The sequence below is a fragment of the Mesorhizobium australafricanum genome (genome assembly GCF_033977265.1).
Lineage (GTDB): Bacteria > Pseudomonadota > Alphaproteobacteria > Rhizobiales > Rhizobiaceae > Mesorhizobium > Mesorhizobium australafricanum.
In genome coordinates, this window is sequence record NZ_JAVIIT010000025.1 from 29,583 (window position 1) to 52,488 (window position 22,906).

Genomic DNA, 22,906 nt, shown 5'->3' on the forward strand with positions numbered 1-22,906 from the left:
TTCAATCAGAAGGCGAGGGTTTGTCATGACGATAAGTACTATTCTCGTAATCATCCTGATCCTGATCCTGATCGGCGCCGTTCCGGCCTGGCCGCATTCACGCTCTTGGGGCTACGGCCCGTCGGGGATTGTCGGCGTTATTCTGGTTGTTCTGCTGATTATGTTGCTGTTGGGCCGGATCTGACCTGTTCCTCGACCCAGGGATTGTCGGGAGGCTTCAGCCAATCTCCAAGGCATGCCATCTGCCAACGCAGGCATAGCCGACCGATCTTTGTGGTTGGCAGCCGGGCTGCCGGATCGGCCGCTTTTTGGCATGTTGCGATCAGGCGGCCAGGCGTGCCGACCCCACTTTTAAGCCGATATCCTGCAGCGCTTCCTTCACGGCCTGGTCGAGCGGGGTGTGGGGGATTTCGCCGATGACCGCTTCCAGCCGCGTCGAGACCAGCCGGTGCGCCTCGAAGCGCAGATAGGACATGGAGACGATCTCGCGCCACATGGCAACGAACGGGCTGCCGGCGCGCAGCACCCACCAGGGCATGAAGGAGAGCTTAAGCTTGCCGCCGAGCGCCTTCTCGGCCGCGGCCTTGATGTCGAGGTCGGTGATGGCGTGGCCAGGGAAGTTGATGGCCTCGTAGAAGCCGAGCTTGTCGAGATTGCGCGCCAGGCCGACGAAGGCCACGGCGAAGTCCGGCAGGTAGGCCCATTCATGGGTAAGGTCGGCCGGGCCGGGCGCGGTGTAGACGCCCTTCTCCATCTTGGCGGCGACGACGAGGTCGAACCAGGAGCCTGAGCCGGTGCCGCCGAAGAAATCGCCCGCGCGCAGGACAACCGTGCGCACCCGGCCGGCCTCGGCCTCACCGTGGAACAGGTTTTCCATGGCGCAGCGGATGCGGCCCTTTTCGGTGGTCGGATGGAACGGGGTCTCCTCGGTGATCACCTGCGGCATCGGCGAGCCGTAATTGTAGACGGTGCCGGGGAAGAGATGCAGCGTGTTGTTCGCGCGGCAGGCGGCCATGACGTTTTCGGCCATCGGCATGCACTTGCCCCAGTCGGTGTAGACCGGGTTCAGGCCGTTGAAGACGATGTCGACGCCTTCGGTGGCGCGGACCAGGGATTCGCGGTCCAGCGCGTCGCCGGCAACGGCCGTGGCGCCCTTGAGCTCAGCCGGTACCTTGCCGGTGCGGGTGACGGCGCGGACCTCGAAGCCGGCGTCGATGAAAGCCTTGCCAACCACGCGGCCGAGCCGGCCATTGGCGCCGAGGATTGCGATCTTGGTCATTGTTCGTCTCCGTTGTCTGTGCTTGCCCGGCTAATCTGGTATGTTCACAGGCGAATTGAAATTGACTAAGACTGGCGATCTGTTATTCAAAAATGAATGAAAGAATTCGACTGGAACCTGATCAAGAGTTTTGTTGCGGTCGCAGAAACCGGCAGCCTTTCGGCCGCCGCGCGCAGGCTTGCGGCCAGCCAGCCGACGCTCGGCCGCCATATCGCCGAGCTTGAGCAGGCGCTGGGTGTCACGCTGTTCCGGCGTGGGCGACGCGGCTACGAACTGACCGAGGCGGGCAGCACGCTCTATGAGCGCGGCCGGGCGGTCAGCGAGCAGGCCAATGCATTCTCGCTGCTGGCGCTGGGTTCGGTCGAGGCGATCGAGGGCACGGTGCGCATCGCCGCCTCGGAGGTGGTCGCCGCCTTCGTGCTGCCGGACATGATGGCGCGGCTTGGCGAGGAAGAGCCGGGCATCGAAATCGAGATCGTCGCCTCGAACCAGGTCGAGAACCTGCTGCGTCGCGACGCCGACATCGCCATCCGCATGGTCAGGCCGGGACAGAACGAACTGGTGGCGCGCAAGGTCACCGACATCCCGCTCTGCCTATGCGCCGCCAGCTCCTATCTCGACCGGCGCGGCCGCCCCGAGAAGCCCGCCGACCTCATCGATCACGCGCTGATCGGGTTCGACCGCAGCGACGAGATCATTCGTGGGTTCACCTCGATTGGCATTCCGGTCGGCCGCAGCCATTTCCGTTTCAGGACCGACAACCAGATCGTGTTGTGGGAAGCAGTGCGGACCGGCAACGGCATCGGTATCGGCCAGGAGCCGTTGGCCGCGCGCGATCCGAACCTGGAAAAGCTGTTGCCGGGCGTGCCCTTGCCGAACCTGCCGGTCTGGCTCGCCATGCATCGCGACGTGCGCACCAGCATGCGCATCCGCCGCGTGGCGGATTTCCTGCATGAGGAGTTGAAGCGTTACTCGGCCGGTACGGGCTAGAGCATGATGCCGAAAAGTGTGAAGCGGTTTTCGGACGACATCATGCTCTATTTCTCTGATCCTAGAGCCGGATGATTTCAGGTCGATCCGACCTGAAATCATCCGGCTCGGGGGCGAATTCGGCCCGGTAAGCCATTCCGGCCATCAAGAGCACGATGACGAGCAGTCCGGATAGCGCGATGAAGATCGGGCCGAAGCTCGAATGCTCGGCGACGAAACCGATCGCCGACGGCGCCACCAGGATGCCGGAATAGCCCATGGTGGTGACCACGCTCATGCCGGTGCCTGACGACATGCCTTCCTGATTGCCGCCGGCGGAGAAGAGGATCGGCACCATGTTGGCAATCCCGAAGCCGCAAAAGGCGAAAGCTGCAATGGCAAGGTAAGGCGAGGGCGAGAGACCGGCGACCAGCATGCCGGCGGCCGCGACGAGCGCCGAGCCTCGCAGCGTCGCCACCGCGCCGAACCGGTTGCGCACGCCGTCGCCCAGGAAGCGCATCAGCGCCATGACACCGGAGAAGGCGGCATAGGCGAGGCCGGCGATCGCGAGGTCGGCGCCCAGCTCCTGATGCAGGAAGAGCGCCGCCCAGTCGAGCACCGCGCCCTCGGAGATCATGGTGAGCAACGCCATCAGCCCGACGAGGTAGACGGCCGTGTGCCGCGGCAGCGTGAATTTCTGATGCTCGACGGCCTGCGGCCGGTCCTCGGCGACCAGATAAGGGATGGCAATAGCGATGACGGCGAAGGCGATCACCGTGACCGCTATGGCATGGGAGAGATAACCGTAGTTCTGGATGGAATAGCCGCCGAGCGCGCCGCCGGCGAAGCCGCCAAGGCTCCAGAAGCCGTGCGAGGAGGACATGATTGCCCGGGAGAGTTTTCTTTCCACCACCACGGCATTCGAGTTCATCGCGACATCCATGCCGCCGATCGAGCCGCCGAAGACGAGCATGGCAATGGCCGCCAGAGGAACATCGGGTGCGAGCGACACGATCAGCAGGCCAAAGCTGCCGCAGATGCCGAACAGCTGAGTCACGGTGCGCGATCCGTGCCTGGAGATGAGGTGGCCGCACAAGGTCATGGCGATGACCGCGCCGACGCCGAACAGAAGGATCAGCAGGCCGAGCGTGAATTTGGTGATGTCCAGCCTGGTCAGGAACACGGGGATCTGCGGCGCCCAGCTGCCGGTGAGAAAACCATTGGCCAGGAAGATACCGGCGACGGCCCAGCGGCCGCGCGTCGCGACTTGCATCGTGGTTTGCACGCTCATGGTGAAGTCCGCTAGGTCAATGGCTTTGCGCGGCAAATTAGATCGATTCAATTTCTAGTCAAGGACCGCACCAAGGAAGTACTTGGACCAAGGAGCGAACAGGGTCGGTCCCATTCGTGGCATGCTGCGGCTTTGGAGGTTGGCAGAAACGCCTCTCCGTTCGTCATCCACGGGCGGAGCAAGGAGCGAAGCTACGCGGCGTAGACCCGAGGATCCATTCCGTGACCTTCGATGTGGAGTGCAACCGTGCAGAATTCTGTAACCGCTGCAACGCCTTAGCGTAACGGCATGGATCCTAGGGTCTGCGCTCCGCTTCGCGTCGCTACGCCCTAGGATGACGACGTCGTAGGCGACTGCGCCCTAGTGATCCTTCGGCCGCCTTGCCTCGAACTCGGCCTTCTTGGCCTCCGACGCTTCGGTCTGGTTCAATGCCTGCCATTCGGCATAAGGCATGCCGTAGATGATCTCGCGCGACTGGTCCTTCGACAGCGCCACGCCTTCGGCGTCGGCGGCTTCGCGGTACCAATTGGACAGGCAGTTGCGGCAGAAGCCGGCGAGGTTCATCAGGTCGATGTTCTGGACATCGCCGCGTTCGCGCAGATGCTTCACCAGCCGGCGGAAAGCGGCTGCCTCGAAGTCGCGCTTCTGGTCATCGCTGAGTTCGGTCATCTCGGGAAACTCCCGGCCTTGGCGGCCTTTTCACGCAAATGCCAGGCCTTTCGGCCCTTCATGCCGGCCCGGTGCGCGAGCCGAACATTTTTACGGCATGTATATCGGCACGGCGATCGATTGCGTCAACGATCGGCGCCAGCCGTTCGGCCCAGGCGAGAGCGCCGGCACGGTCGGCGATCAGGTCCTGGCGGATCTCGATCAGCGCGTGCGCATAGCCGTTGACGATGGCGTGACGGAACATGGTGTCGCCGCGCAGCGCGCCGTCATAGGGTTCGTTGTCGCCGACGAAGAGGGACTTGTCCTGCGCCAACATATCGATCAGCGGCCGCGCCACGCGGTCGTCAAGGTCCCACAGCACGCCGACGTGCCACGGGCGGACAAAACCCTGCATCACCGGCGTGAAGGAATGCACGGACAAGATGAACGGCGCCTTGCCCGAGGCATGGGCTACGGAGGCGATCATCGCGCCGACGGCGTCATGGTAGGGCCGGTAGAAGCGGTCGAGCCGCCTCTCGCGTTCCTCCTGGGCAATCGGATAGTTTCCCGGCACCACGGTGCCGTCATAGAGCTGACGGATCATGGTAGGGTCGTCCTCGCCCCGGTTGGGGTCGATCAGCAGCCGCGAGAAGCCGGCAAGCACGGCCGGCACGTCGAGCACTGCTGCGAGCTCGCGCGTCACCGTCTCGACGCCGATGTCATAGGCGATATGGCGGTCGAATTCGGATGCCGGCAAACCGAGACTGCCATATTCCTCTGGGAGATCGCGGCGGGCGTGGTCGGCGAGAAGCACGACGCCTTTCTTGCGGTCGCCCTCGACAATGTCGAATGGCGTGAAAACTGTGGATCGGGTCATCAGCTGAAAAGGGGGTGGCGGCTGCGATGTGGTATCGTCATTCCACGAAGAGGACGCTGGCGCAATGCCGTTGTTTGGCCAAGGTTTCCGCAAAAAATCCCCGATGGGAGGAGAATATGCGCGACGGGCCCTTCTAAATCGATTGGAATTGAACAAAACGGCGCGTTGACATGCGACCGGAGTTTGCTGAAAAGGGGCGTCGAGAGATGCAAATGTGGTTCGCAAGGGGATCTGCGATGGGTTTTGGCGGTCGGTTGCGCAAGCGCCTGGCCATGCCGTTGCTGATCGTCGGCGCGGGATTATGCGCCATTGGCGCGACCTCTCCGGCCCGGGCCGACTTCCGCGTTTGCAACGCAACGCAAAATCTGGTGGGCGTCGGCATCGGCTATCGCGCCAAGGCCGGCTGGATCACCGAGGGCTGGTGGCATATCGAAGGATCGACCTGCAAGACGCTGATCGAGGGTCCGCTGTCATCAAGGTTTTACTATCTTTATGCAGAAGACGCCGAACGCGGCGGGCGCTGGGACGGCCCGACCAACATGTGCGTCGCCGAAAAAGAGTTCAAGATTGCCGGCGTGAATGATTGCGTCGCCCGGGGCTTTCAGCGCGCCGGATTTCAGGAATATGACACGGGCGAGCAGGCTAGCTGGATGGTCCAGCTGACCGACGAGCCCGCAACGGGAGGCACGCCAGCGGCCCCCGCTCCGGGAACAAACAGTCAATGAGACGTAACCGCAAGGTCAAGATCCTCGCCACCATCGGTCCAGCGTCCTCCTCCGAGGAAATGCTGAGAAAGCTCTTCGAAGCCGGCGCCGATGTCTTCCGCATCAATATGAGCCATACCGATCACGAGCTGATGCGCACGCTGGTCGGCCGCATCCGAGCCGTCGAGGCGGCGGTCGGCAGGCCCATCGGCATCCTTGCCGACCTGCAGGGGCCGAAGCTCAGGGTGGGCAAATTCGCCAATGTCAAGGAAACGCTGACGGCAGGGCAAACCTTCACGCTCGACGACAATCCGGAGCCTGGCACGTCGAAGCGGGTTTATCTGCCGCATCCGGAAATCCTGAGCTCGGTCGAGGCCGGTCATCGTCTATTGATCGACGACGGCAAGCTTGAGCTGAAGGCGCTGAAGAGCGACGGCAAGTCGATCACCTGCACCGTCGTTGCCGGCAGCGGCATTTCCGACAAGAAGGGCGTCAGCCTGCCCGACACGGACCTGCCGGTCGGCGCGCTGACCGAGAAGGACCGCGCCGACCTCGACGCGGTGCTTGCCACCGGCGTCGACTGGGTGGCGCTGTCCTTCGTGCAGCGGCCGGAGGATCTGGCGGAGGCCCGCAAGATCGCACGCGGGCGCGCGCTGATCATGGCCAAGATCGAAAAGCCGCAGGCGGTCGCCCGTTTGGGCGAGATCATCGAACTCTCCGACGCGCTGATGGTCGCCCGCGGCGATCTCGGCGTCGAGATGCCGCTGGAAGCAGTGCCCGGCATCCAGAAGCAGATCACGCGCGCGGCTCGCCGTGCCGGCAAGCCGGTGGTGATCGCCACGCAAATGCTGGAATCGATGATCACCGCCCCTGTGCCGACCCGCGCCGAGGTCTCCGACGTGTCGATCGCCGTGTTCGAGGGAGCCGACGCGATCATGCTTTCGGCCGAATCCGCGGCCGGCGCCTATCCGGTCGAAGCGGTCGCCATGATGAACCGCATCGCCACCAAGGTCGAAACCGACCCGACCTATGCCGGCATCATCAACGCGCAGCGCTCGGAACCGGAGGCGACAGGCGCCGATGCGATTTCGCTCGCCGCGCGCGAGATCGCCGAGACGTTGAAGCTGTCGGCGATCATCACCTACACCGCTTCCGGCACAACCGGGCTCCGTGCCGCGCGCGAGCGCCCGCAGGTGCCGATCGTGGCGCTGTCACCGATCCTCAACACCGCGCGCCGGCTATCGTTGCTGTGGGGCACGCATTGCGTGGTTTCGGAAGACGCCATCGACCTCGACGACATGGTCGACCGGGCCTGCAGGATCGCGCTCGACGAAGGTTTCGGCAAACCGGGCGACCGTGTCATCATCACCGCCGGCGTGCCGCTGAGGACGCCAGGATCGACCAACATGCTGCGCATTGCCTATGTCGGGTCGGATACGCATTAGGGTGCGTTGATATGCGGGTGAGGCCGGTCTGCAAATGACGGCTTCCTGCGCTTCCGGTGCTCACGTACGAAAAGTACGCTCCGCTCCGGCCTTCGCCGGCCGAAGCCCTCACAAGTGTCTCCGTCCGTGAAGGCTACGGCCGGCGTAGGCCGGTTCTCGGAATCCGCCATTTTCGACTCGGCCTGACCCGAATCTCAACACACCCTGGAGCACTTCCACCGGCGGGCTTGGCTAGCCTGGCGCGAGTTCGGCGTCCGGCACCTTGAGCTCGGGGCATTTGCCGGCGCCCTGCCCGTCGCTGGCGATGCGCCTTTCCACAACTCTCGCCATCGCCTGCAGGTCGACCGGCGCGCCGGCCGCTTTCTCGATGGCGCCGACCACCAGGTCGGGCGCGATCCAGTCCGGCTTATGGCCGAGATTGTGGACCCAGATCAGTTCGGCGCCGGGAATGTCGCGCTCCAGGCCGACGGAATGGACTGTCGCGTAGACCACCTTGTCGCGGTCGCCCGATATGATGACGGTCGGCGCCTTGATCTCGCGGTAGGTCGGCGAGGCGACGCGGACATAGTCGTAGAGCTGGGCGACATCGCGGGCGTTGGCGCGGAAGGCCGATGGCCTCAGAACCAGCGGGATCGAGGCGTTGCCGACATAGTCGGCCGGCGGGTTGTTGGGCGAGAAGACGCAGGCTGTCGCATCGCCGATCCGCAGCATGCCGGCCGGATAGGCGAGCGTTTCGGAAAACAGCCAGCCGATGACCGGCATGGCGGCGAGCTTGTAGTACCAGGCGGTCGCGCCGCCCGGCCAGGGGTGCGTGGCAGGCGAGACGAAGACGAGGCCGAGCGTCTTTTCCGGATGCTGGCGGGCGAAGGCCGTGGTGATCGCGCCGCCGAAGGAATGCGCGACGATGATGGCTTTTTCGATGCCGAGGCGGTCCATCAGCGCAGCGATCGTATCGGCCTGCGCTGCCAAGGTTTCGTTGTCGCCGCGCTCCGACCAGCCGAAGCCCGGACGGTCGAGGAAAAGCATCTCGGCGCGGCCTGCGAGCAAGGGCTTCAGCGGCAGCATCTGGTCCTTGAGGTTGGCGCTGGCGCCATGGATGAAGACGACCGGGGGCAGGTCGGCGCCGGCAGACGCCGGGATATGGACGTAATGGATGCGCATGCCGTTGATCTCGGCAAACGCGCCGGCAGGCGGGCTGCGTCGCTCGATCGACCAGACGCCGACGCGGGTGACACCGGCGAGGGCAAAAAGGAACGCGATGAGGAAGAGGAAGGCGGCGCCGATGAGGTTCATGCGGGGAGTAGGGGAGTAGGGGAGTAGGGGAGTAGGGGAGTAGGGGAGTAGGGGAGTAGGGGAGTAGGGGAGTAGGGGAGTAGGGGGGAGCATTTCCGAGTGCCGTTCTATGACGCTTAGAACATACTCCCTTACTCCCCTATTCCCTTACTCCCTCAGATACCCTCGCCGGCAAGTTCTTCCGAAAGCGTCGAGACCTGGTCCTGGGCGCTGCGCATCATCGGATAGATCGTAAGCACCTTTTGCCAGGCCTCCAGCGCCGACTGCTTGTGGCCGGTCTCGGTCATGATCTGGGCGAGGCCCGAGAGCGCGCCGAAATGGCGTGGTTCGAGTTGCAGGGTGCGGTCGATGTCGGCCATCGACTTCCCGTAATTCTTCATCAGGAAGTGGACGGTGGCGCGGCGGTTCCAGCCTTCGGCATAGTTGGGCTGCAAGGTCACGACCTGGTCGAGGAAATCGAGCGCGACGTCGAATTTCTGGTCTTCCGTCGCCTTTTGCGCCCATTGCATCATCAGGTCGATCGAGGCGCTGCCGGACTGGTTCCACTCGTTCCAGATGCGGCCGGCGATGCGCTCGGCGGCCTTTTCGTTGCGCTCGCGCTTCAAGTCGGTGAAGAGCTGGTCGAGGCGACCCTGCCTGGTTGGGGCGGCCGGCGGCGGTGTCATGGCGGGAGGCGGCCCGGCGTCCGGAGGCAGCGCGCCTGGCACCTCTTCTGCTCCAGCAGGAAAAGCTGTTCCGGCCAGCAAAAGAGCGGTGAAAAATGCAAAACGAATCCGCATCACCGGAATCTAATCCCGGGGGGCGGATCGTCCAAATGATTTTAGCGTGAGAGGGCCGGCGAACCGGCAATCGACATCAGCGCGGCGCGGCTTCATGCAGGTCGTTCGACGTGCATAGCGCCGCGCGCAAGGCTCAGCCCTGGCGCGCCTTGTAGCGCGGAGCGGTCTTGTTGATGATGTAGATGCGTCCCTTGCGGCGAACCAGCTGGTTGTCGCGGTGACGCGCCTTGAGCGCCTTGAGCGAATTCTTGATCTTCATGGTCTTGCCTGTTCAGTCGGGGCCCGTCCCGGGCCGAATTTTAAAGGCGCGCCCGGAAAAAGCGCGCCTTTGAACTTGCGTGGCTCATAAACGAGGAGCCTTGCCCCTGTCAACCACATGCGCATGCCCGAATGCCACAAGTGGCGCGGCATATCAAATATTCGCCATCCACCTGGCACGGCATTGCGCGACTCAAAGGCGACTGGAATGGTGGGGCGGCTGGGATAGTGATCCACGCCCAAGCGACTGGAGATCCCCATGCGCCGCCTCTTTCTATCCGCCTGCCTTGTCCTTCTGGCGACAGCTCCTGCAGCCTTTGCCGAGGATTGCGACCGCAATGACGACAGCCAGTCGATGATGAACATCTGTGCCGATGCCGACTATCAGGCGGCCGACGCCAAGCTCAACGCCGCCTACAAGGAGCTTGTCAGCCGCAACGATCAGGCCTCGAACAAGCTCTTACAGACGGCGCAGCGCGCCTGGATCGCTTTCCGCGACGCCGAATGCACCTATTCGACCGCCGACAGCGAAGGTGGCTCCATCCATCCGATGGAGGTGTCGCAGTGCCTGACGCGGCTTACCACCGAGCGCACAAAGCAGCTCGCCTCCGACGCCAACTGTAAGTTGAGCGATCCGAGCTGCGCCAACCCGGACGGCGACGACGACCAGGATTTGCAATAAGCGAAGCTTACCGCGCCCGGATGAGGCGCGTGAAATGGCCCATCTTGCGGCCGGGGCGCGACTCGGCCTTGCCGTAGAGATGCAGCATCAGGTCGGGCTCGGTGAGCAGCGCCGGCACTTTCAGCATGTCGTCGCCGATCAGGTTTTCCATCACGCAGTCGAAATGCCGGGCAGGCGAGCCCAGCGGCAGGCCGGCGACGGCGCGAATATGCTGCTCGAACTGTGAGACGATGCAGGCGGCCTCGGTCCAATGGCCGGAATTGTGCACGCGCGGCGCCAGCTCGTTGGCCAGAAGCGAGCCGTCGGCGAGGACGAAGAACTCGACGCCGATGACGCCGACATAGTCGAGCGCGGAAAGGATTTTCGAGGCGGCATCCTTGGCGGCGGCAGCCGTTTCCGGGCGGATGGCCGCCGGCAAGGTGGAGCTGCGCAATATGCCTTCGCGATGGACATTCTCGGCCGGATCGAAGGCGGCGACAGATCCGTCGAGACCACGCGCGGCAATCACCGAAATCTCACGCTCGAAAGCGACGAGCGATTCCAGGATCAGCGGCGCATTGCCCATCGCCTCGCAGATGCCGGCAAAGCCAGCCGTCTCCATGTTGCGGAAGACGCGCTGGCCCTTGCCGTCATAGCCCATGCGGCGGGTCTTGAGTACGCCGCTGCCGTTGAACTTCTTCAGGGCTTCGGTCAGCTGATCGTCATTGTCGACCGGGCAGAATTCGGCTGTGGGAATGCCGATGCCGTTCAAAAAACTTTTCTCGGTGACGCGATCCTGCGCCACTTCGAGCGCGCGGGCCGGCGGATAGACCGGAACTTTTGCGGCAAGCGTTTCGGCGGCGGCGACCGGGACATTTTCGAATTCGTAGGTGACGGCGGCGCTGGCGGCCGCCAATTCGGCGAGCGCTGCCGGATCGTCATAGGCGGCGATGATCTGCCGGTTGGCGACCTGAGCGGCCGGGCAGTCGGCCTGGGGTTCCAGCACGACGACGCGGTAGCCGAGGCGGGCGGCGGCCATTGCCAGCATGCGGCCAAGCTGGCCGCCGCCGATGATGCCGATGGTCGATCCGGGAGCCAGGCTCACGGCGCGTCCGTCGGCTCGGTGGCGACCTTGGCGGTCTGCGCCGAGCGCCAAGCGTCGAGCCGGGCGGCGAGCTTGTCGTCGTTGAGCGCCAGAACGGCGGCCGCGAGAAGTGCGGCATTGGCGGCGCCGGCCTTGCCGATGGCCAGCGTGCCGACCGGGATGCCGGCCGGCATCTGCACGATGGAAAGCAGCGAGTCCTGGCCCGACAGCGCCTTGGATTCGACAGGAACGCCGAAGACCGGGAGGGGGGTCATTGCCGCCGTCATGCCGGGTAGATGCGCCGCCCCACCGGCGCCGGCGATGATGACCTTGAAGCCGGCGGCCTTGGCGCCCTTGGCGAATTCATAGAGGCGGTCGGGCGTGCGGTGGGCGGAGACGATCAGCCTTTTGTGCGGGATGCCCAGCGCCTCCAGCGTTTCCGCCGCCTGGCGCATCGTCGCCCAGTCGGATTGGCTGCCCATGATGATGGCGACGTCGGCACGGTGATCGGTCAATTGTGTGCTCCCCGGCAAAGGCGCGCCTTAGCGGAATTCGCCGACAGTCGCAAGGATTGCGGTGACCGCTAATCGCATCTCAGGCCGTGATTGCAGCCCGTGACCCTCAACGTTCGCGATCAGCGATAGACGACATTTTCGAGAGTGCTGTCAGCATAGGCATCCGAGTTTGTGAGATGCCCATCATAGGGACCAATTTTATTGACGACGTGACCGTTTTTGAAAACGATCTGCAGGCCATGCTCGGGCTCCCAGTCACAATTGCACTCAAGCGATATGTATATGCCATTGTCACGTTGCCGCCGACTGACGAAGGCCTCTTCGCCAAGCTGAACGAATTTCCATATCTCGGAAGGTGAACCAATGGACGGAAAATCGTCTTCTGGTTCGACGCTCTCTTTGACGTCCAGATAATATCTGAAGATATGCGGTTGCGCCGACGTGAGAACGGTATTCGGCGCCTTCAGGAAATTTGCGATTGCGTCATCGAAATCCCCCACAGGAGGCTCTTCATCGTATCCTTCAACAAGCACCGTGCACTTTTTTCCATTCAGAACCGGCAGAGAGATAGGCTTGCTGACATAGCAGCCTTGGTCTTCATCAAGCTTGCATTCGCCAAGCCCTGCAATTTCCATTGCGCTCCTCCCGACAAGTGATTGTATCACCGTTAGTGCGCCATCCCGCAAGTAGTCGATTGGACGCCGCGAACCTAGTCCGGCCAGCGCAGTGAGCCCGACGAATCCTTGCGGGCGATTTTCAACGCATCGGCGGGACGCTCCTTGGCGGTCAGCACGACGCGCAGCCGATCGGCGACGATTTCGGCCTCACCGGGATGCAGGTTGCAGGGGTCGAGGAAGAAATGGCCGCGCTCGACCTCGTGGTTGCGAACGATGACCGGCGGTGAGCCGGCGGCTAAAGCCGAGGCAAGGCCGGCAGCGGTGAAGCGGCTTTCGGGGCGCACGAAGACCTGGAGGCGGTCGAGCGGATTGTTGGTCGGGTCGGGTATAATCTGCGCGCCGATGCCGGGAATGCCTTGCAGCGCGTCCTGCCAAAGGTTGAGCGCCGCTTCCTCGCGCCGGCGGATGCCGGCATGGTCGCGCTTCTCCCAGGCGTCGAGCGCCGCCATTGTGCCGGCGATGCTTTCCTTGCCGACCTTCATGGCCCGCGCCACGCCGCGGTTCTGCAGATAGGCGGAGCGCACCAAGTCCTTGCGTCCGGCGACGATGCCGCTGGTCGGGCCGCTCAGGAATTTGTGGCCGCTATAGACGACGATGTCGGCGCCGCGCGCCAGGAAGCTGCGCAGATCATATTCCGAGGCCGCGTCGACGATCACCGGCACGTCCTTGGCGTGGCAGATCTCGCAGAACTCCTCCAGCGAAAGCATGCCGTATTGCACGGTGTGGTGCGCGACGACGTAGAGCGCCGCCGCCGTGCGTTCGTTGATCGCTTCGCGCACGTGATAATCCTGCGTCACGCTGACGGTGCCCGCCGGAATGACCTTGGCGCCGGCGACGCGGATCGACTGGTCGATGGGCGCGCCGTAATTGACGATATGGCCGAGCTGGATGACGACCTCCGACTTCAGGCCTTCGGTGTCGTCCGGCAGGCGTTCGATCGCCAGCAGATTGTTGCCGGTCATCGCGCCGGCGATCGCCATGGTGATGCCTGAGGCGCAGCAGGCTGTGATGAAACCGGCTTCGCCGCCGGTAAGACGCGCGACGACAGAACTCGCGGCGCGCTGCAGATCGTCCATCTCCACCCATTGCGAGGCGATCTCGGCCATGGCGCTGATCGCCTCGGGAACGATGATCGAGGCGCCCAGCGTCGTCATGGTGCCGGAAACGTTGATGATGGGCCTCAGCCCCAGACGCTCGCGGATCGTGGTGTTGGAGCCGATGTCGGAATAGGTTTTCATTTGAGTGGGTTCCATTTGGTCAGGCTGCGATCTCGACGACCGCTTCAATTTCGACAGTGATGTTTCGCGGCAGCGAGCCGACGCCGATCGCCGAGCGCGCATGGCCGCCGATCTTGCCGAAGACATCGGCGAAGAGATCGGAGCAGCCATTGACCACCTTGGGATGATCGCTGAAGGTCGGGGTCGCGTTGACGAAGCCGAGCAGTTTCACCACACGCACGATGCGGCCGAGATCGCCCGCCGCCGCATGCATGACGGCAAGCAGGTTGAGACCGGTGAGGCGGGCATGCTCATAGGCCTGCTCGACGGTGACGTCGTCGCCGACCTTGCCGGTGCAAAGCGTGCCGTCGGCGCGCAGCGGTCCCTGTCCCGACAAGAAGATCAGCCGGCCGCTTTCGGCATGGGTAACGAAGTTGGCGATGGGCGTCGGCGGCTCGGGCAGCGTCAGGCCGAGTTCGGCGAGCCGTTTGTAAGGCGACATGAGAAAGGTACTCCTTGGATGGCCGAGGCCATCCGCGTTCAGAAATGCGAGGCGCGGAAGCGCGCCAGGAATGTGCGAAGGCGCTCGTTGGTGGTCTCCGCGGCAAGGACCTCCTTCGGCGGTCCGACGGCCGAGACGCCGCCGTCGGCCATGAAGACGATGCGGCTGGAGGCATCGCGGGCGAAGGCCATCTCGTGCGTCACCATCACCATGGTCATGCCGTCTTCGGCGAGGCTCCGCACCACGGCCAGCACCTCGCCGACAAGCTCGGGGTCGAGCGCCGAGGTGATCTCGTCGAGCAGCAGGATTTTCGGTTCCATGGCCACCGCGCGGGCAATGCCGACGCGCTGCTGCTGGCCCCCGGAAAGCTCGGCGGGCAGGCTGTCGGCCTTGTGGCCGAGGCCGACGCGGCTCAGCCAATGTTCGGCGATCGAGCGCGCTTCCGTACTGCTCTTGCCGCGCACCTTGGTCAGGCCAAGCATGATGTTGCCGGCCGCCGTCAGATGCGGGAACAGGTTGAAGCTCTGGAACACCATGCCGGTCTCGGCGCGCATAGCGGCCAAGTCGCGCTCGCTGCGCCGCTGGCGGGTGCCGGAGTTGCGAGCAGGACCGGGGCGAAAACCGACCTCCTTGCCGTCGATGCGGATTGAGCCGCTGTCATAGCTTTCGAGGAAGTTGACACAGCGCAGCAGCGTGGTCTTGCCGCTGCCGGACGGGCCGATGACGGTGACCACTTCGCCCTTCGCAACCGTCAGGCTGACCGAGCGCAGCACCTCGACCGAGCCGAAGGACTTCGAGACCTCGGCAATATCGAGAAGCGCGGTGCTGTTGTTCGAACTGGTGGCCATCGGCTTAGTCCCGGATGAAAGCGAAGCGCCGTTCCAGCCGCCGGCTGGCGGAGGAAAGCGCATAGTTGACGGCGAAATAGATGAGCGCGCCGAGGATATAGAGCGGCATCGCCTCATAGGTGCGGCCGATCACCTGGTTGATCGCCTGCATCAGGTCGGTGATGCCGAGCAGCGAGACCAGCGCGCTGCCCTTGACCGCATCGGTGACGCCGTTGATCCAGGGCGGCAGGAAGCGGCGGAAAGCCTGCGGGAAGATGACGTAGGCGAGGCGCTGGCGGAAGGTCAGGCCGATCGCCATCGCCGCTTCCGACTGGCCTTTCGGAATGGAGCCGACGGCGCCGCGCAGATATTCGACGACCTGGGCGGTCTTGAACAAGGTCAGCGCCAGCACCGCGGCCCAGAAGGACTGCAGGTGAACGCCGACCGCGGGCAGGCCGTAATAGACGAAGAAGATCAGCACCAGGATCGGGATGCCGCGGATGGTGTCTGAGAAGATGCGCACGGCCCAGCGCACCGGCGCGGGTCCATAGACCAGGCCGACGCCGAGTATGACACCGGCGATCAGCGACAGCATCACGACCAGGAGCGATACCCAGAGCGTCAGCGCGAAGCCTTGGGCGAGGAACGGCAGGGCGTAGGCGATCTGACCGAACATCTCAGCGTGCCGTCCTGTACCAGCGCTCGACCAGCCGCAGCGCGAAGAGCAAGGCGTAGCCCGTCACCAGATACATTGCCGTCACGACGAGATAGACCTCGACGATGCGGAAGGTGTTGAAGTTGATCCACTGCGCGCCATAGGTCAGCTCCGGCACGGAGATGACGGAAGCGACGGACGTGTCCTTGAACAGCGAGATGAAGGTGTTCGACAGCGCCGGCAGCGTTATGCGCATCATCGTCGGCAGGCGCACATGCAGCAGCCGCTGCCAGGGCGTCAGCCCGATCGCCTTGCCGGCGTCGAGCTGGCCGCGCGGCACGGCTTCCAGGCCGGAGCGGAACACCTCGACCAGATAGGCGCCGCTATAGAGAGCGAGCGTCGCGACGAAAGAGGTCTGCGCGCTGTAGGCGAGATCGACGACCGTCGGCAGGCCGTAGAAGACCAGATAGACCAGCAGGATCAACGGCACGTTGCGGATGAATTCGACGTAAGCCGCGATGATGCCGCGCACCACGCGTCCGGCCGAGACATACCAGACCGCCAGCACCAGGCCGATGACGATGCCGATGGCGATCGAGATCACGGCGAGCTCGAGGCTGAGCAGCAGGCCGCCCCACAGCTTGTCGAAATGCCGCCAGATCAGGTTGAAGTTGAGCGTATAGCCCATGCGCCTCTCTCGGTGCCGAGCGCTTCAAGGATAGGCTGCGAGGGAAGAACGCTCAAGGCGCTCTTCCCTCGGCTGGGTCAGATGACCGGGAAGCCGGGATGGCGTGCCGGCGGCTCCTGGCCGAAATAGTCCTTGAAGGCGGCGTCGTAGAGCGCCGTCTCATGGCCGAACATGGCGATGGTGAAGGTCTGATTGACATAGGTCAGCCAGTCGAGGTCGCCTTGCCTGACGGCCGCGCCGTAAAGCATCGAGTACCAGCTCTTGCCGGCGTCGAAATACTTGTCCGGGTTGCGCGAGGCGAGCCAGCGAACTGTCGAGAGGTCGACCGCGGCGGCGTCGACGCGCTTCGATTCCAGCGCCTGCAGCACGTTGGCCTGGGTGTCGATCTGCATCACCTGCGCCTGCGGCAAGGCGAAATGCACCGAGCTTTCGGCGTCGACGTTCTGCAGGATCGAGATGCGTGTTGCGGCGCCGTTGGCCAAGAGCTTGTCGAAGGTCTTGTTCTCGGAGCCGGGCAGCGTCAGCAGCGCGACGCCTTCGACATAGTAGGGTCGCGAGAAGTGGATCAACTGCGAGCGCTGCGCCGTCATGGTCATGAACTGGATGGTGATGTCGACCTTGTTGGTCGTCACATTCGGGATGCGCTGCGCCGGATCCTGCATGACGAATTCGACCTTGGTCGGGTCGTCGAAGAGGCCCTTGGCGAGGATGCGGCCCATGGTGATGTCCATGCCGACGAGCTCGCCGGCATCGTTCTCGAAATGCCACGGCGCGTTGGTGCTGCCGGTGCCGACGATCAGCTTGCCGCGATCGAGCGCGGTGCGCAGCACGCTGTCGGACGCGGCTTGCGCCGCCGCCTTCTCGGCGCTGATTGCGGTGAGCGCGCCGGCGGTGGCCAGTCCCGCCATTCCCAGTTTCAGAAAATCACGTCTGCCGGATGTGTCGTTCACGGCGACCTCCTTTGATGGTTTGTTCCCCAATGCAGCAGAGATACGCATCGCAATGGCGATTGTCTCTTACAAGAGACGTGTGTATCCTGTACAAGACAGATACTAGCATCAGGAATCAGCAATGCAAGATAGTGAAATGCTGAGCGTGTGGCCGACCGAGGGCGCCGGTGAAGAGCGGCCGGCGGGCTCGCGCGAGAAGGGCCTCAACAGGGTCTTGAACATGCTGGAGTTCCTGCATGCCAACCAGCGCGCGATCGGCATCGGCGAGCTGGCCAAAGGGCTCAACGCGCCCCGCTCGACGACCTACACGCTGGTGCGCGAGCTGGTCGAAGCCGGGCTGCTTGAAATGGCCGGCGACGGCAACCGCGTTTATTTCGGCAAGAAGCTCTATCTTTATGGAATGGCCTATATGCGCGGCAACGATCTGCTCAGGCGCGGCCGCCAGGAGGTCGACACGCTGTCGCGCGAGACCGGCGAGACCTCGGAGCTCTGCATGCTGCAGAGCGGCCGCTACACGATTGTCCATTCCAGCCCTGGCACCAGGCCGTTCCGCATCAGCTCGGCTACCGGCCTGCAGATCCCGCTGCCCTGGACTGCGTCGGGCCGGCTGCTGCTTGCCGGCCTCGATCGCGGCCGGATCGAGGCGATGGTCACGGAAGACGACCTCGTGCTGCCGGATGGCCGCAAGCTCGTGCTCGAGGACTTCATCGACGACATCGCGCGGGCGCGCGTCACCGGCTATTGCGTCACGTCAGGCCTGGTCGATGCCTACACCAAATGCCTTGCGGCGCCCGTCTTCTCGGCTCCCGGCAAGGTCGAGGCGACGATGTGCCTGGTGGTGCCGATCGACACGTCCGGGGAACGGACCGGCGAACTTCTTACCGTGCTGCGCGAGCGCGCGGCGCGGCTTTCGATCTCGTGACGGAGAGGGGCGGTTAGAGCAATTCCAGGAAAAGTGCGTTCCGGTTTTCCGTCCGGAATTGCGCAATCCGCTAATGCATGTCGCCCAGAAGTGTGCAGCGGTTCTGGGACAACGACATGCATCAAAACAAAGACTTAAAGCGCGTCGCCTGAGTCCGGTTCAGCGCGACGCGCTTTAGGCGATGATGTCGGGAATGATGCGGTCTTCCAGCGCCGAGAGCCGGTCTTTCAGCATCAGCTTCTTCTTCTTCATGCGCTGGATCTGAAGCGGGTCGCAGCCCGTGGCGATCATCGCGTTGATGGCGGCGTCAAAATCGGCGTGTTCCTGTTTGAGCCGGGAAAATTCGAGGCGTATTTCAGCCTGTTCCTGTTCGGACATTATCTACCGTTTAGCGTATGCATCGCCCAATCGGGCTGTCTGGGCGGGGCCGGTTGGGCTTGTCTGTTTGTGACCGGCGCGCAGCCCTTATCACATTTCACTTTGTCGTGGAATGCTACCACGTGGCATTCGACATCGAGATCGGTTGGTGGCAAACTGTCATTGTGCCGTCACAGTCGCAACCTGCGGTGGATGCGCCCGCGATGGCTGCAATCGAGGAAACCATGAAAGGGAGAACCAATCATGTCTCTTGCGTCCCATCTTGATGAGCTGCAGCGGAAACACGGTGACATCGAGCGTGAGATCACCGATGCGATGAACCATCCATCGGTCGACGACCTCGAAATCGTGAATCTCAAGCGACGCAAGCTGGCAATCAAGGACGAGATTGAAAAGCTGAAGGGAAGCCCGACGACACACTGAAGCTCCTCTGAGTAAACGTCGCCGCACCCGCCGCGGTGATCTCTCCGGTGGCAAGAAATGCCACCGGCACGGTCTTTTACACTGACATCACCTGACCGTTTGGGCGTGCAGCGTGCGGCCCGGCTTGCTTCGCTGACCCGCACGGGGAGCGATCAGGCGCGGCCGATTTGCCGACCTTGCCTGACGCTTGCCATTGACAAGCCATCTTTGCTCCGCCACCTCATGCCCGGAACTCCCAGATGAAGGCGGCCGGCATGACCGGATATTTTTCTTCTCCTTTCCCGCGGCGCATGTCGGTCGGCGTGTCGGTCGGCGGCGTGATGGTCGGCGGCGGCGCGCCGGTCGTCGTGCAGTCGATGACCAATACCGACACGGCCGATGTCGACCGGACCGTCGCCCAGGTGGCGGCGCTGCATCGCGCCGGCTCGGAAATCGTGCGCATCACCGTCGACCGCGACGAGAGCGCCGCGGCGGTGCCGCGCATCCATGAGCGGCTGTTGCGGCTCGGCGTCGATGTGCCGCTGGTCGGCGACTTCCACTATATCGGCCACAAGCTGCTTGCCGATCACCCGGCCTGCGCCGAGGTGCTGGCGAAATACCGCATCAATCCCGGCAATGTCGGCTTCAAGGAAAAGAAGGACCGCCAGTTCGCCGCGATCGTCGAAATGGCGATCAAGCATGACAAGCCTGTGCGCATCGGCGTCAACTGGGGCTCGCTCGACCAGGAGCTGCTGACCCGGCTGATGGACGAAAACCAGGACAAGGGTTTTCCACTGACGGCGCAGGAAGTCACGCGCGAGGCGATCGTCCAGTCGGCGATCCTGTCGGCCGAGATGGCGGAAGAGATCGGGCTTGGCCGCGACAAGATCATCCTGTCGGCCAAGGTCAGCGGCGTGCAGGATCTGATCGCGGTCTATACCGAGCTTGCCACCCGCTCCAATCACGCGCTGCATCTCGGCCTGACCGAGGCCGGCATGGGCACCAAGGGCATCGTCGCCTCATCCGCCGCCATGGGCATCCTCCTGCAGCAGGGTATCGGCGACACGATCCGTATCTCGCTGACGCCGGAGCCGAATGGCGACCGCACGCGCGAGGTGCAGGTGTCGCAGGAACTCCTGCAGACCATGGGCTTCCGGCAGTTCGTGCCGATCGTCGCGGCTTGCCCCGGCTGCGGCCGCACGACGTCCACCGTGTTCCAGGAACTTGCCCAGAACATCCAGGCCGACCTCAGGAAGAACATGCCGGTCTGGCGCGAGAAATATCCAGGTGTCGAGAACCTCAAGGTCGCGGTGATGGGCTGCATCGTCAACGGCCCCGGCGAATCCAAGCATGCAGATATCGGCATATCGCTGCCCGGCACCGGCGAGACGCCGACGGCGCCTGTCTTCATCGACGGCAAGAAGGCGGCGACGCTGCGCGGTCCATCCATCGCGCAGGATTTCGAGAAGATGGTCGGCGACTATATCGAGCAGCGGTACGGACACGGCAAAGCCGCCGCGGAATGAGTTGATGCAGCGTTTCCTGAAGGCAACGCTGCTCTTGCTTTTCGTGCTGATCCTTGCCGGTCAGGCGTTCGCCGATCCGCCGCAGTCGCAATCGGCCGCAAAACGGCTGCTTTCCCGCGTCTGCGATCTGATCGAGATCCAGGCCCAGCAGAATGGCCTGCCGAAGGATTTCTTCGCCCGGCTGATCTGGAAGGAGAGCCGCTTCGATCCGAACGCGGTAAGCCCGGTGGGCGCCGAAGGCATTGCGCAATTCATGCCCGGGACCGCCAAGATGCGCGGCCTGGCCAACGCCTTCGACATCGAGCAGGCGATTCCCGCCTCGGCGAAGTATCTTGCCGAGATGAAAGCCGGCTACGGCAATCTCGGCCTCGCGGCGGCGGCCTACAATGCCGGCGAGAACCGGGTGTCGCGCTGGCTTGCCTCCGGCGGCTTCCTGCCGATGGAGACGGAAAGCTATGTCTTCGACGTCATGGGCGAGCCGGTCGACAAGTTCTCGGACACCGCCTATGCCGGCACCGTCCAGCCGCTCGACCCAAAGATGAGCTTCGCGGTTGCCTGCCGCAGGCTGCCGGTGATCATGTCGCGGACCGTCGCCATGGCCTCGATCAACGTCAAGCCGTGGGGTGTCCAGGTGGCGGGGAATTTCCGCCGTTCGGCGGCGATCAGCCAATGGCTGAGGGTCAGGGGCCGGTTCCCGGCCTTGCTCGCCAGCCGTGACCCGGTGGTCAGCCGGGTGCGCACGCCGATCGGCCGGCGCGGCATCTATGCGGTCAGGATCGGCGCCGATTCGCGCAGCGAGGCCAACGGCATCTGCAACAAGCTGCAAAGCGTCGGCGGCGCCTGCGTCGTGATGCGCAACCGGTGATGTGAAGAGGGCGCTGGCAATATTAGCGCGTGCACAAAGGTGTCGCTTACGATCTCGAAGTCGACACCGGCCGGCTCACGCCACTCGAATGCACCAATTTCATCCAGCAGAGATTCAGACTGTAGCGGCGGGCATTTCTTGTGGTGGCTCGATCTTCCCTGGCCGCCAACAACGCCGATAGCCAATTGCTAATGTTGCGGCGAGAATCCGCTTGCCAGGGCGGTGGCGGTTAAATCTTAATGCGCTTTGCCATAGTAAGAGCGGGTTCAGTATTTGCAGGGCGTATTCTTATTCGCGATCTTACAAGGGGGAGCATCGTGCCTGAGGGGAATTTTCTTAAAAGGGTTATCGGCGAGCTCGAAACGCCGCGAACCAAGCGGCCATTCGGTTCCGGCTGGCTGTCCGGCTCGATCGCATTGCTTGCCGGCATCACCGGCCTCTTGATGGTCATCGTGTTGCGCTATCCATCGCTGACGTCGATGCCGGATCTGGCTCCCATCCACCAGATGCTGTTCTTCAAGCCGGTGCTCTATTTCGTGCTCATCTCCGGCTACATTCTGGCCATCCTGAGCATGATGCTGCGCAGGGAAAAGACGCTCGGCGCGGCGGCGATGGTAACCGTGCTGCTGGCCTCGCTCATCGGCATGCTGCCGGCGCGTCATGAACTGCGGATCGAGGGGGTGTTCTTCGGTCTCGATTTCTTCATCCTGAACGCCCTGTTCATGGGCGTGCTGTTTGTTCCGCTCGAGCGCATTTTTGCCCGCAACAAGGCTCAAACGGTGTTCCGCGACGAATGGCGCGAGGACCTGTTCTACTATCTGGTCTCGTCGCTGCTCGTGCAAATACTGACCTACCTGACCCTGGCGCCGTCCAATTTCGTCAATGCGCAAGGCGGTCTTGGGTCGGTGCGCGCCTGGGTCCACGACCTGCCCTGGAGCGTGCAGTTGCTGGCGGTGATGTTCCTGACCGATCTTGCCCAATATTGGGTGCACCGGGCTTTCCATCGCATCCCGTTCCTGTGGAATTTTCATGCCGTGCATCATTCGGCCAAGTCGATGGACTGGATTGCCGGCGCGCGGATGCATTTCCTGGAAATCATCGTGCTGCGCAGCCTGACCGCCACGCCGATGTTCGTGCTCGGCTTCGATGGATCGGCGATCCAGGCCTATATCCTGATCGTCTATGTCTATTCGTCCTTCATTCATTCCAACATCGGAACGAGCTTCGGCCCGGTTGAAAAGGTACTGGTGTCGCCGCGCTTCCATCACTGGCATCATGGCCTCGAGAAGGAGGCGATCGACGTCAACTTCGCCATCCATTTCCCGCTGCTCGACCGGCTGTTTGGCACCTATCATCTGCCCGAGGGACGGTGGCCGAAAGGCTACGGCATTCACGGCCATCCGGTGCCGAAAGGATATTGGCGGCAATTCCTCTATCCGTTCAGGCGGGGCTGAAGTTCGAAAAGAAGTTGGTTTCAGAGTCGGCGGGCCAGAG

General features: G+C 63.3%; 28 protein-coding genes. 11 read left to right on the plus strand and 17 right to left on the minus strand.

Annotated features, from left to right (window positions below; all coding sequences use genetic code 11):
- Window positions 1-25 precede the first annotated feature (25 nt).
- Window positions 26-184: a DUF3309 family protein gene (locus tag RFM98_RS29210; protein ID WP_320312000.1), complete on the plus strand. Its 159-nt coding sequence runs from the start codon at window positions 26-28 to the stop codon at window positions 182-184.
- Between the two features lie 138 nt (window positions 185-322).
- On the opposite strand, the gene RFM98_RS29215 is transcribed toward RFM98_RS29210, so the two are convergent.
- Window positions 323-1,279, minus strand: a complete 957-nt coding sequence (locus RFM98_RS29215) for an SDR family oxidoreductase (protein ID WP_320312001.1) — start codon at window positions 1,277-1,279, stop codon at window positions 323-325.
- Window positions 1,280-1,375: 96 nt separating this feature from the next.
- On the opposite strand from RFM98_RS29215, the gene RFM98_RS29220 reads away from it, so the two are divergent.
- Window positions 1,376-2,269: a LysR family transcriptional regulator gene (locus RFM98_RS29220; RefSeq protein WP_320312002.1), complete on the plus strand. Its 894-nt coding sequence runs from the start codon at window positions 1,376-1,378 to the stop codon at window positions 2,267-2,269.
- Window positions 2,270-2,330: 61 nt separating this feature from the next.
- Here the strand turns inward: RFM98_RS29220 and RFM98_RS29225 are convergent, their stop codons facing one another.
- The 3 genes from RFM98_RS29225 to RFM98_RS29235 form a co-directional block, all read right to left on the minus strand.
- Complete coding sequence (locus RFM98_RS29225) at window positions 2,331-3,539, minus strand: MFS transporter (RefSeq protein WP_320312003.1); 1,209 nt, start codon at window positions 3,537-3,539, stop codon at window positions 2,331-2,333.
- Between the two features lie 360 nt (window positions 3,540-3,899).
- A complete protein-coding gene (locus RFM98_RS29230) occupies window positions 3,900-4,208 on the minus strand; it encodes a DUF1244 domain-containing protein (protein WP_320215679.1) in 309 nt (102 codons plus the stop codon).
- Window positions 4,209-4,266: 58 nt separating this feature from the next.
- Complete coding sequence (locus tag RFM98_RS29235; RefSeq protein WP_320312004.1) at window positions 4,267-5,064, minus strand: N-formylglutamate amidohydrolase; 798 nt, start codon at window positions 5,062-5,064, stop codon at window positions 4,267-4,269.
- Between the two features lie 236 nt (window positions 5,065-5,300).
- Here RFM98_RS29235 and RFM98_RS29240 point away from each other — a divergent pair, with 236 nt between their 5' ends.
- Together RFM98_RS29240 and pyk are read left to right on the plus strand one after the other, a co-directional pair.
- Window positions 5,301-5,789, plus strand: coding sequence for a DUF1036 domain-containing protein (locus RFM98_RS29240; protein ID WP_430681789.1), 489 nt, complete (start codon window positions 5,301-5,303; stop codon window positions 5,787-5,789).
- Window positions 5,786-7,213: a pyruvate kinase gene (pyk, locus tag RFM98_RS29245; protein ID WP_320312005.1), complete on the plus strand. Its 1,428-nt coding sequence runs from the start codon at window positions 5,786-5,788 to the stop codon at window positions 7,211-7,213. Before RFM98_RS29240 ends, pyk begins: the two co-directional genes overlap by 4 nt.
- Before the next feature lie 231 nt (window positions 7,214-7,444).
- On the opposite strand, the gene RFM98_RS29250 is transcribed toward pyk, so the two are convergent.
- From RFM98_RS29250 to ykgO, 3 genes are all read right to left on the minus strand, one after another.
- Window positions 7,445-8,506, minus strand: coding sequence for an alpha/beta fold hydrolase (locus RFM98_RS29250; RefSeq protein ID WP_320312006.1), 1,062 nt, complete (start codon window positions 8,504-8,506; stop codon window positions 7,445-7,447).
- Between the two features lie 155 nt (window positions 8,507-8,661).
- Complete coding sequence (locus RFM98_RS29255; RefSeq protein WP_320312007.1) at window positions 8,662-9,285, minus strand: tetratricopeptide repeat protein; 624 nt, start codon at window positions 9,283-9,285, stop codon at window positions 8,662-8,664.
- Between the two features lie 133 nt (window positions 9,286-9,418).
- Window positions 9,419-9,544 (minus strand): type B 50S ribosomal protein L36, encoded by a 126-nt coding sequence (gene ykgO, locus RFM98_RS29260; RefSeq protein ID WP_006203764.1) that lies wholly within the window; start codon window positions 9,542-9,544, stop codon window positions 9,419-9,421.
- 258 nt (window positions 9,545-9,802) lie between these two features.
- Here ykgO and RFM98_RS29265 point away from each other — a divergent pair, with 258 nt between their 5' ends.
- Window positions 9,803-10,225, plus strand: coding sequence for a lysozyme inhibitor LprI family protein (locus tag RFM98_RS29265; protein ID WP_320312008.1), 423 nt, complete (start codon window positions 9,803-9,805; stop codon window positions 10,223-10,225).
- Between the two features lie 7 nt (window positions 10,226-10,232).
- Here RFM98_RS29265 and RFM98_RS29270 read toward each other — a convergent pair whose 3' ends face one another.
- From RFM98_RS29270 to RFM98_RS29310, 9 genes are all read right to left on the minus strand, one after another.
- Entirely contained in the window at window positions 10,233-11,309 is a 1,077-nt protein-coding gene (locus RFM98_RS29270; protein ID WP_320312009.1) for a 5-(carboxyamino)imidazole ribonucleotide synthase, read from the minus strand.
- Entirely contained in the window at window positions 11,306-11,803 is a 498-nt protein-coding gene (gene purE, locus RFM98_RS29275) for a 5-(carboxyamino)imidazole ribonucleotide mutase (RefSeq protein ID WP_320312010.1), read from the minus strand. The genes RFM98_RS29270 and purE overlap by 4 nt, the downstream gene beginning before the upstream one ends.
- Window positions 11,804-11,922: 119 nt before the next feature.
- Entirely contained in the window at window positions 11,923-12,438 is a 516-nt protein-coding gene (locus tag RFM98_RS29280; RefSeq protein ID WP_320312011.1) for a DUF6985 domain-containing protein, read from the minus strand.
- 74 nt (window positions 12,439-12,512) lie between these two features.
- A complete protein-coding gene (locus tag RFM98_RS29285; protein WP_320312012.1) occupies window positions 12,513-13,718 on the minus strand; it encodes an aminotransferase class V-fold PLP-dependent enzyme in 1,206 nt (401 codons plus the stop codon).
- 19 nt (window positions 13,719-13,737) lie between these two features.
- Window positions 13,738-14,199: a RidA family protein gene (locus RFM98_RS29290; RefSeq protein ID WP_320312013.1), complete on the minus strand. Its 462-nt coding sequence runs from the start codon at window positions 14,197-14,199 to the stop codon at window positions 13,738-13,740.
- Window positions 14,200-14,237: 38 nt separating this feature from the next.
- Window positions 14,238-15,047 carry an amino acid ABC transporter ATP-binding protein gene (locus RFM98_RS29295; protein ID WP_320312014.1) on the minus strand — a complete coding sequence of 270 codons (810 nt, stop codon included), beginning with the start codon at window positions 15,045-15,047 and terminating at the stop codon, window positions 14,238-14,240.
- A 4-nt stretch (window positions 15,048-15,051) separates the two neighbouring features.
- Window positions 15,052-15,702, minus strand: a complete 651-nt coding sequence (locus RFM98_RS29300; protein ID WP_320312015.1) for an amino acid ABC transporter permease — start codon at window positions 15,700-15,702, stop codon at window positions 15,052-15,054.
- A 1-nt stretch (window position 15,703) separates the two neighbouring features.
- On the minus strand, window positions 15,704-16,369 hold the full coding sequence (locus tag RFM98_RS29305) for an amino acid ABC transporter permease (RefSeq protein WP_320312016.1): 666 nt from the start codon (window positions 16,367-16,369) through the stop codon (window positions 15,704-15,706).
- A 77-nt stretch (window positions 16,370-16,446) separates the two neighbouring features.
- Window positions 16,447-17,319, minus strand: coding sequence for a transporter substrate-binding protein (locus tag RFM98_RS29310; RefSeq protein ID WP_430682360.1), 873 nt, complete (start codon window positions 17,317-17,319; stop codon window positions 16,447-16,449).
- A 121-nt stretch (window positions 17,320-17,440) separates the two neighbouring features.
- Between RFM98_RS29310 and RFM98_RS29315 the strand changes: the two genes are divergently transcribed.
- The gene (locus RFM98_RS29315) at window positions 17,441-18,241 is read left to right on the plus strand and encodes an IclR family transcriptional regulator (protein WP_320312017.1); all 801 of its coding nucleotides are present in this window, start codon (window positions 17,441-17,443) and stop codon (window positions 18,239-18,241) included.
- Between the two features lie 174 nt (window positions 18,242-18,415).
- On the opposite strand, the gene RFM98_RS29320 is transcribed toward RFM98_RS29315, so the two are convergent.
- A complete protein-coding gene (locus tag RFM98_RS29320; RefSeq protein WP_320216735.1) occupies window positions 18,416-18,619 on the minus strand; it encodes a YdcH family protein in 204 nt (67 codons plus the stop codon).
- A gap of 243 nt (window positions 18,620-18,862) precedes the next feature.
- On the opposite strand from RFM98_RS29320, the gene RFM98_RS29325 reads away from it, so the two are divergent.
- The 5 genes from RFM98_RS29325 (at window position 18,863) to RFM98_RS29345 (ending at window position 22,866) form a co-directional block, all read left to right on the plus strand.
- Window positions 18,863-19,042, plus strand: a complete 180-nt coding sequence (locus RFM98_RS29325) for a YdcH family protein (protein WP_320216734.1) — start codon at window positions 18,863-18,865, stop codon at window positions 19,040-19,042.
- A gap of 254 nt (window positions 19,043-19,296) precedes the next feature.
- On the plus strand, window positions 19,297-20,547 hold the full coding sequence (gene ispG, locus RFM98_RS29330; RefSeq protein ID WP_320312018.1) for a flavodoxin-dependent (E)-4-hydroxy-3-methylbut-2-enyl-diphosphate synthase: 1,251 nt from the start codon (window positions 19,297-19,299) through the stop codon (window positions 20,545-20,547).
- A 4-nt stretch (window positions 20,548-20,551) separates the two neighbouring features.
- Window positions 20,552-21,412 carry a transglycosylase SLT domain-containing protein gene (locus RFM98_RS29335; RefSeq protein WP_320312019.1) on the plus strand — a complete coding sequence of 287 codons (861 nt, stop codon included), beginning with the start codon at window positions 20,552-20,554 and terminating at the stop codon, window positions 21,410-21,412.
- A gap of 29 nt (window positions 21,413-21,441) precedes the next feature.
- Window positions 21,442-21,537, plus strand: coding sequence for a hypothetical protein (locus RFM98_RS29340; protein WP_320312020.1), 96 nt, complete (start codon window positions 21,442-21,444; stop codon window positions 21,535-21,537).
- Between the two features lie 192 nt (window positions 21,538-21,729).
- On the plus strand, window positions 21,730-22,866 hold the full coding sequence (locus RFM98_RS29345) for a sterol desaturase family protein (RefSeq protein WP_320312021.1): 1,137 nt from the start codon (window positions 21,730-21,732) through the stop codon (window positions 22,864-22,866).
- Window positions 22,867-22,906 lie beyond the last annotated feature (40 nt).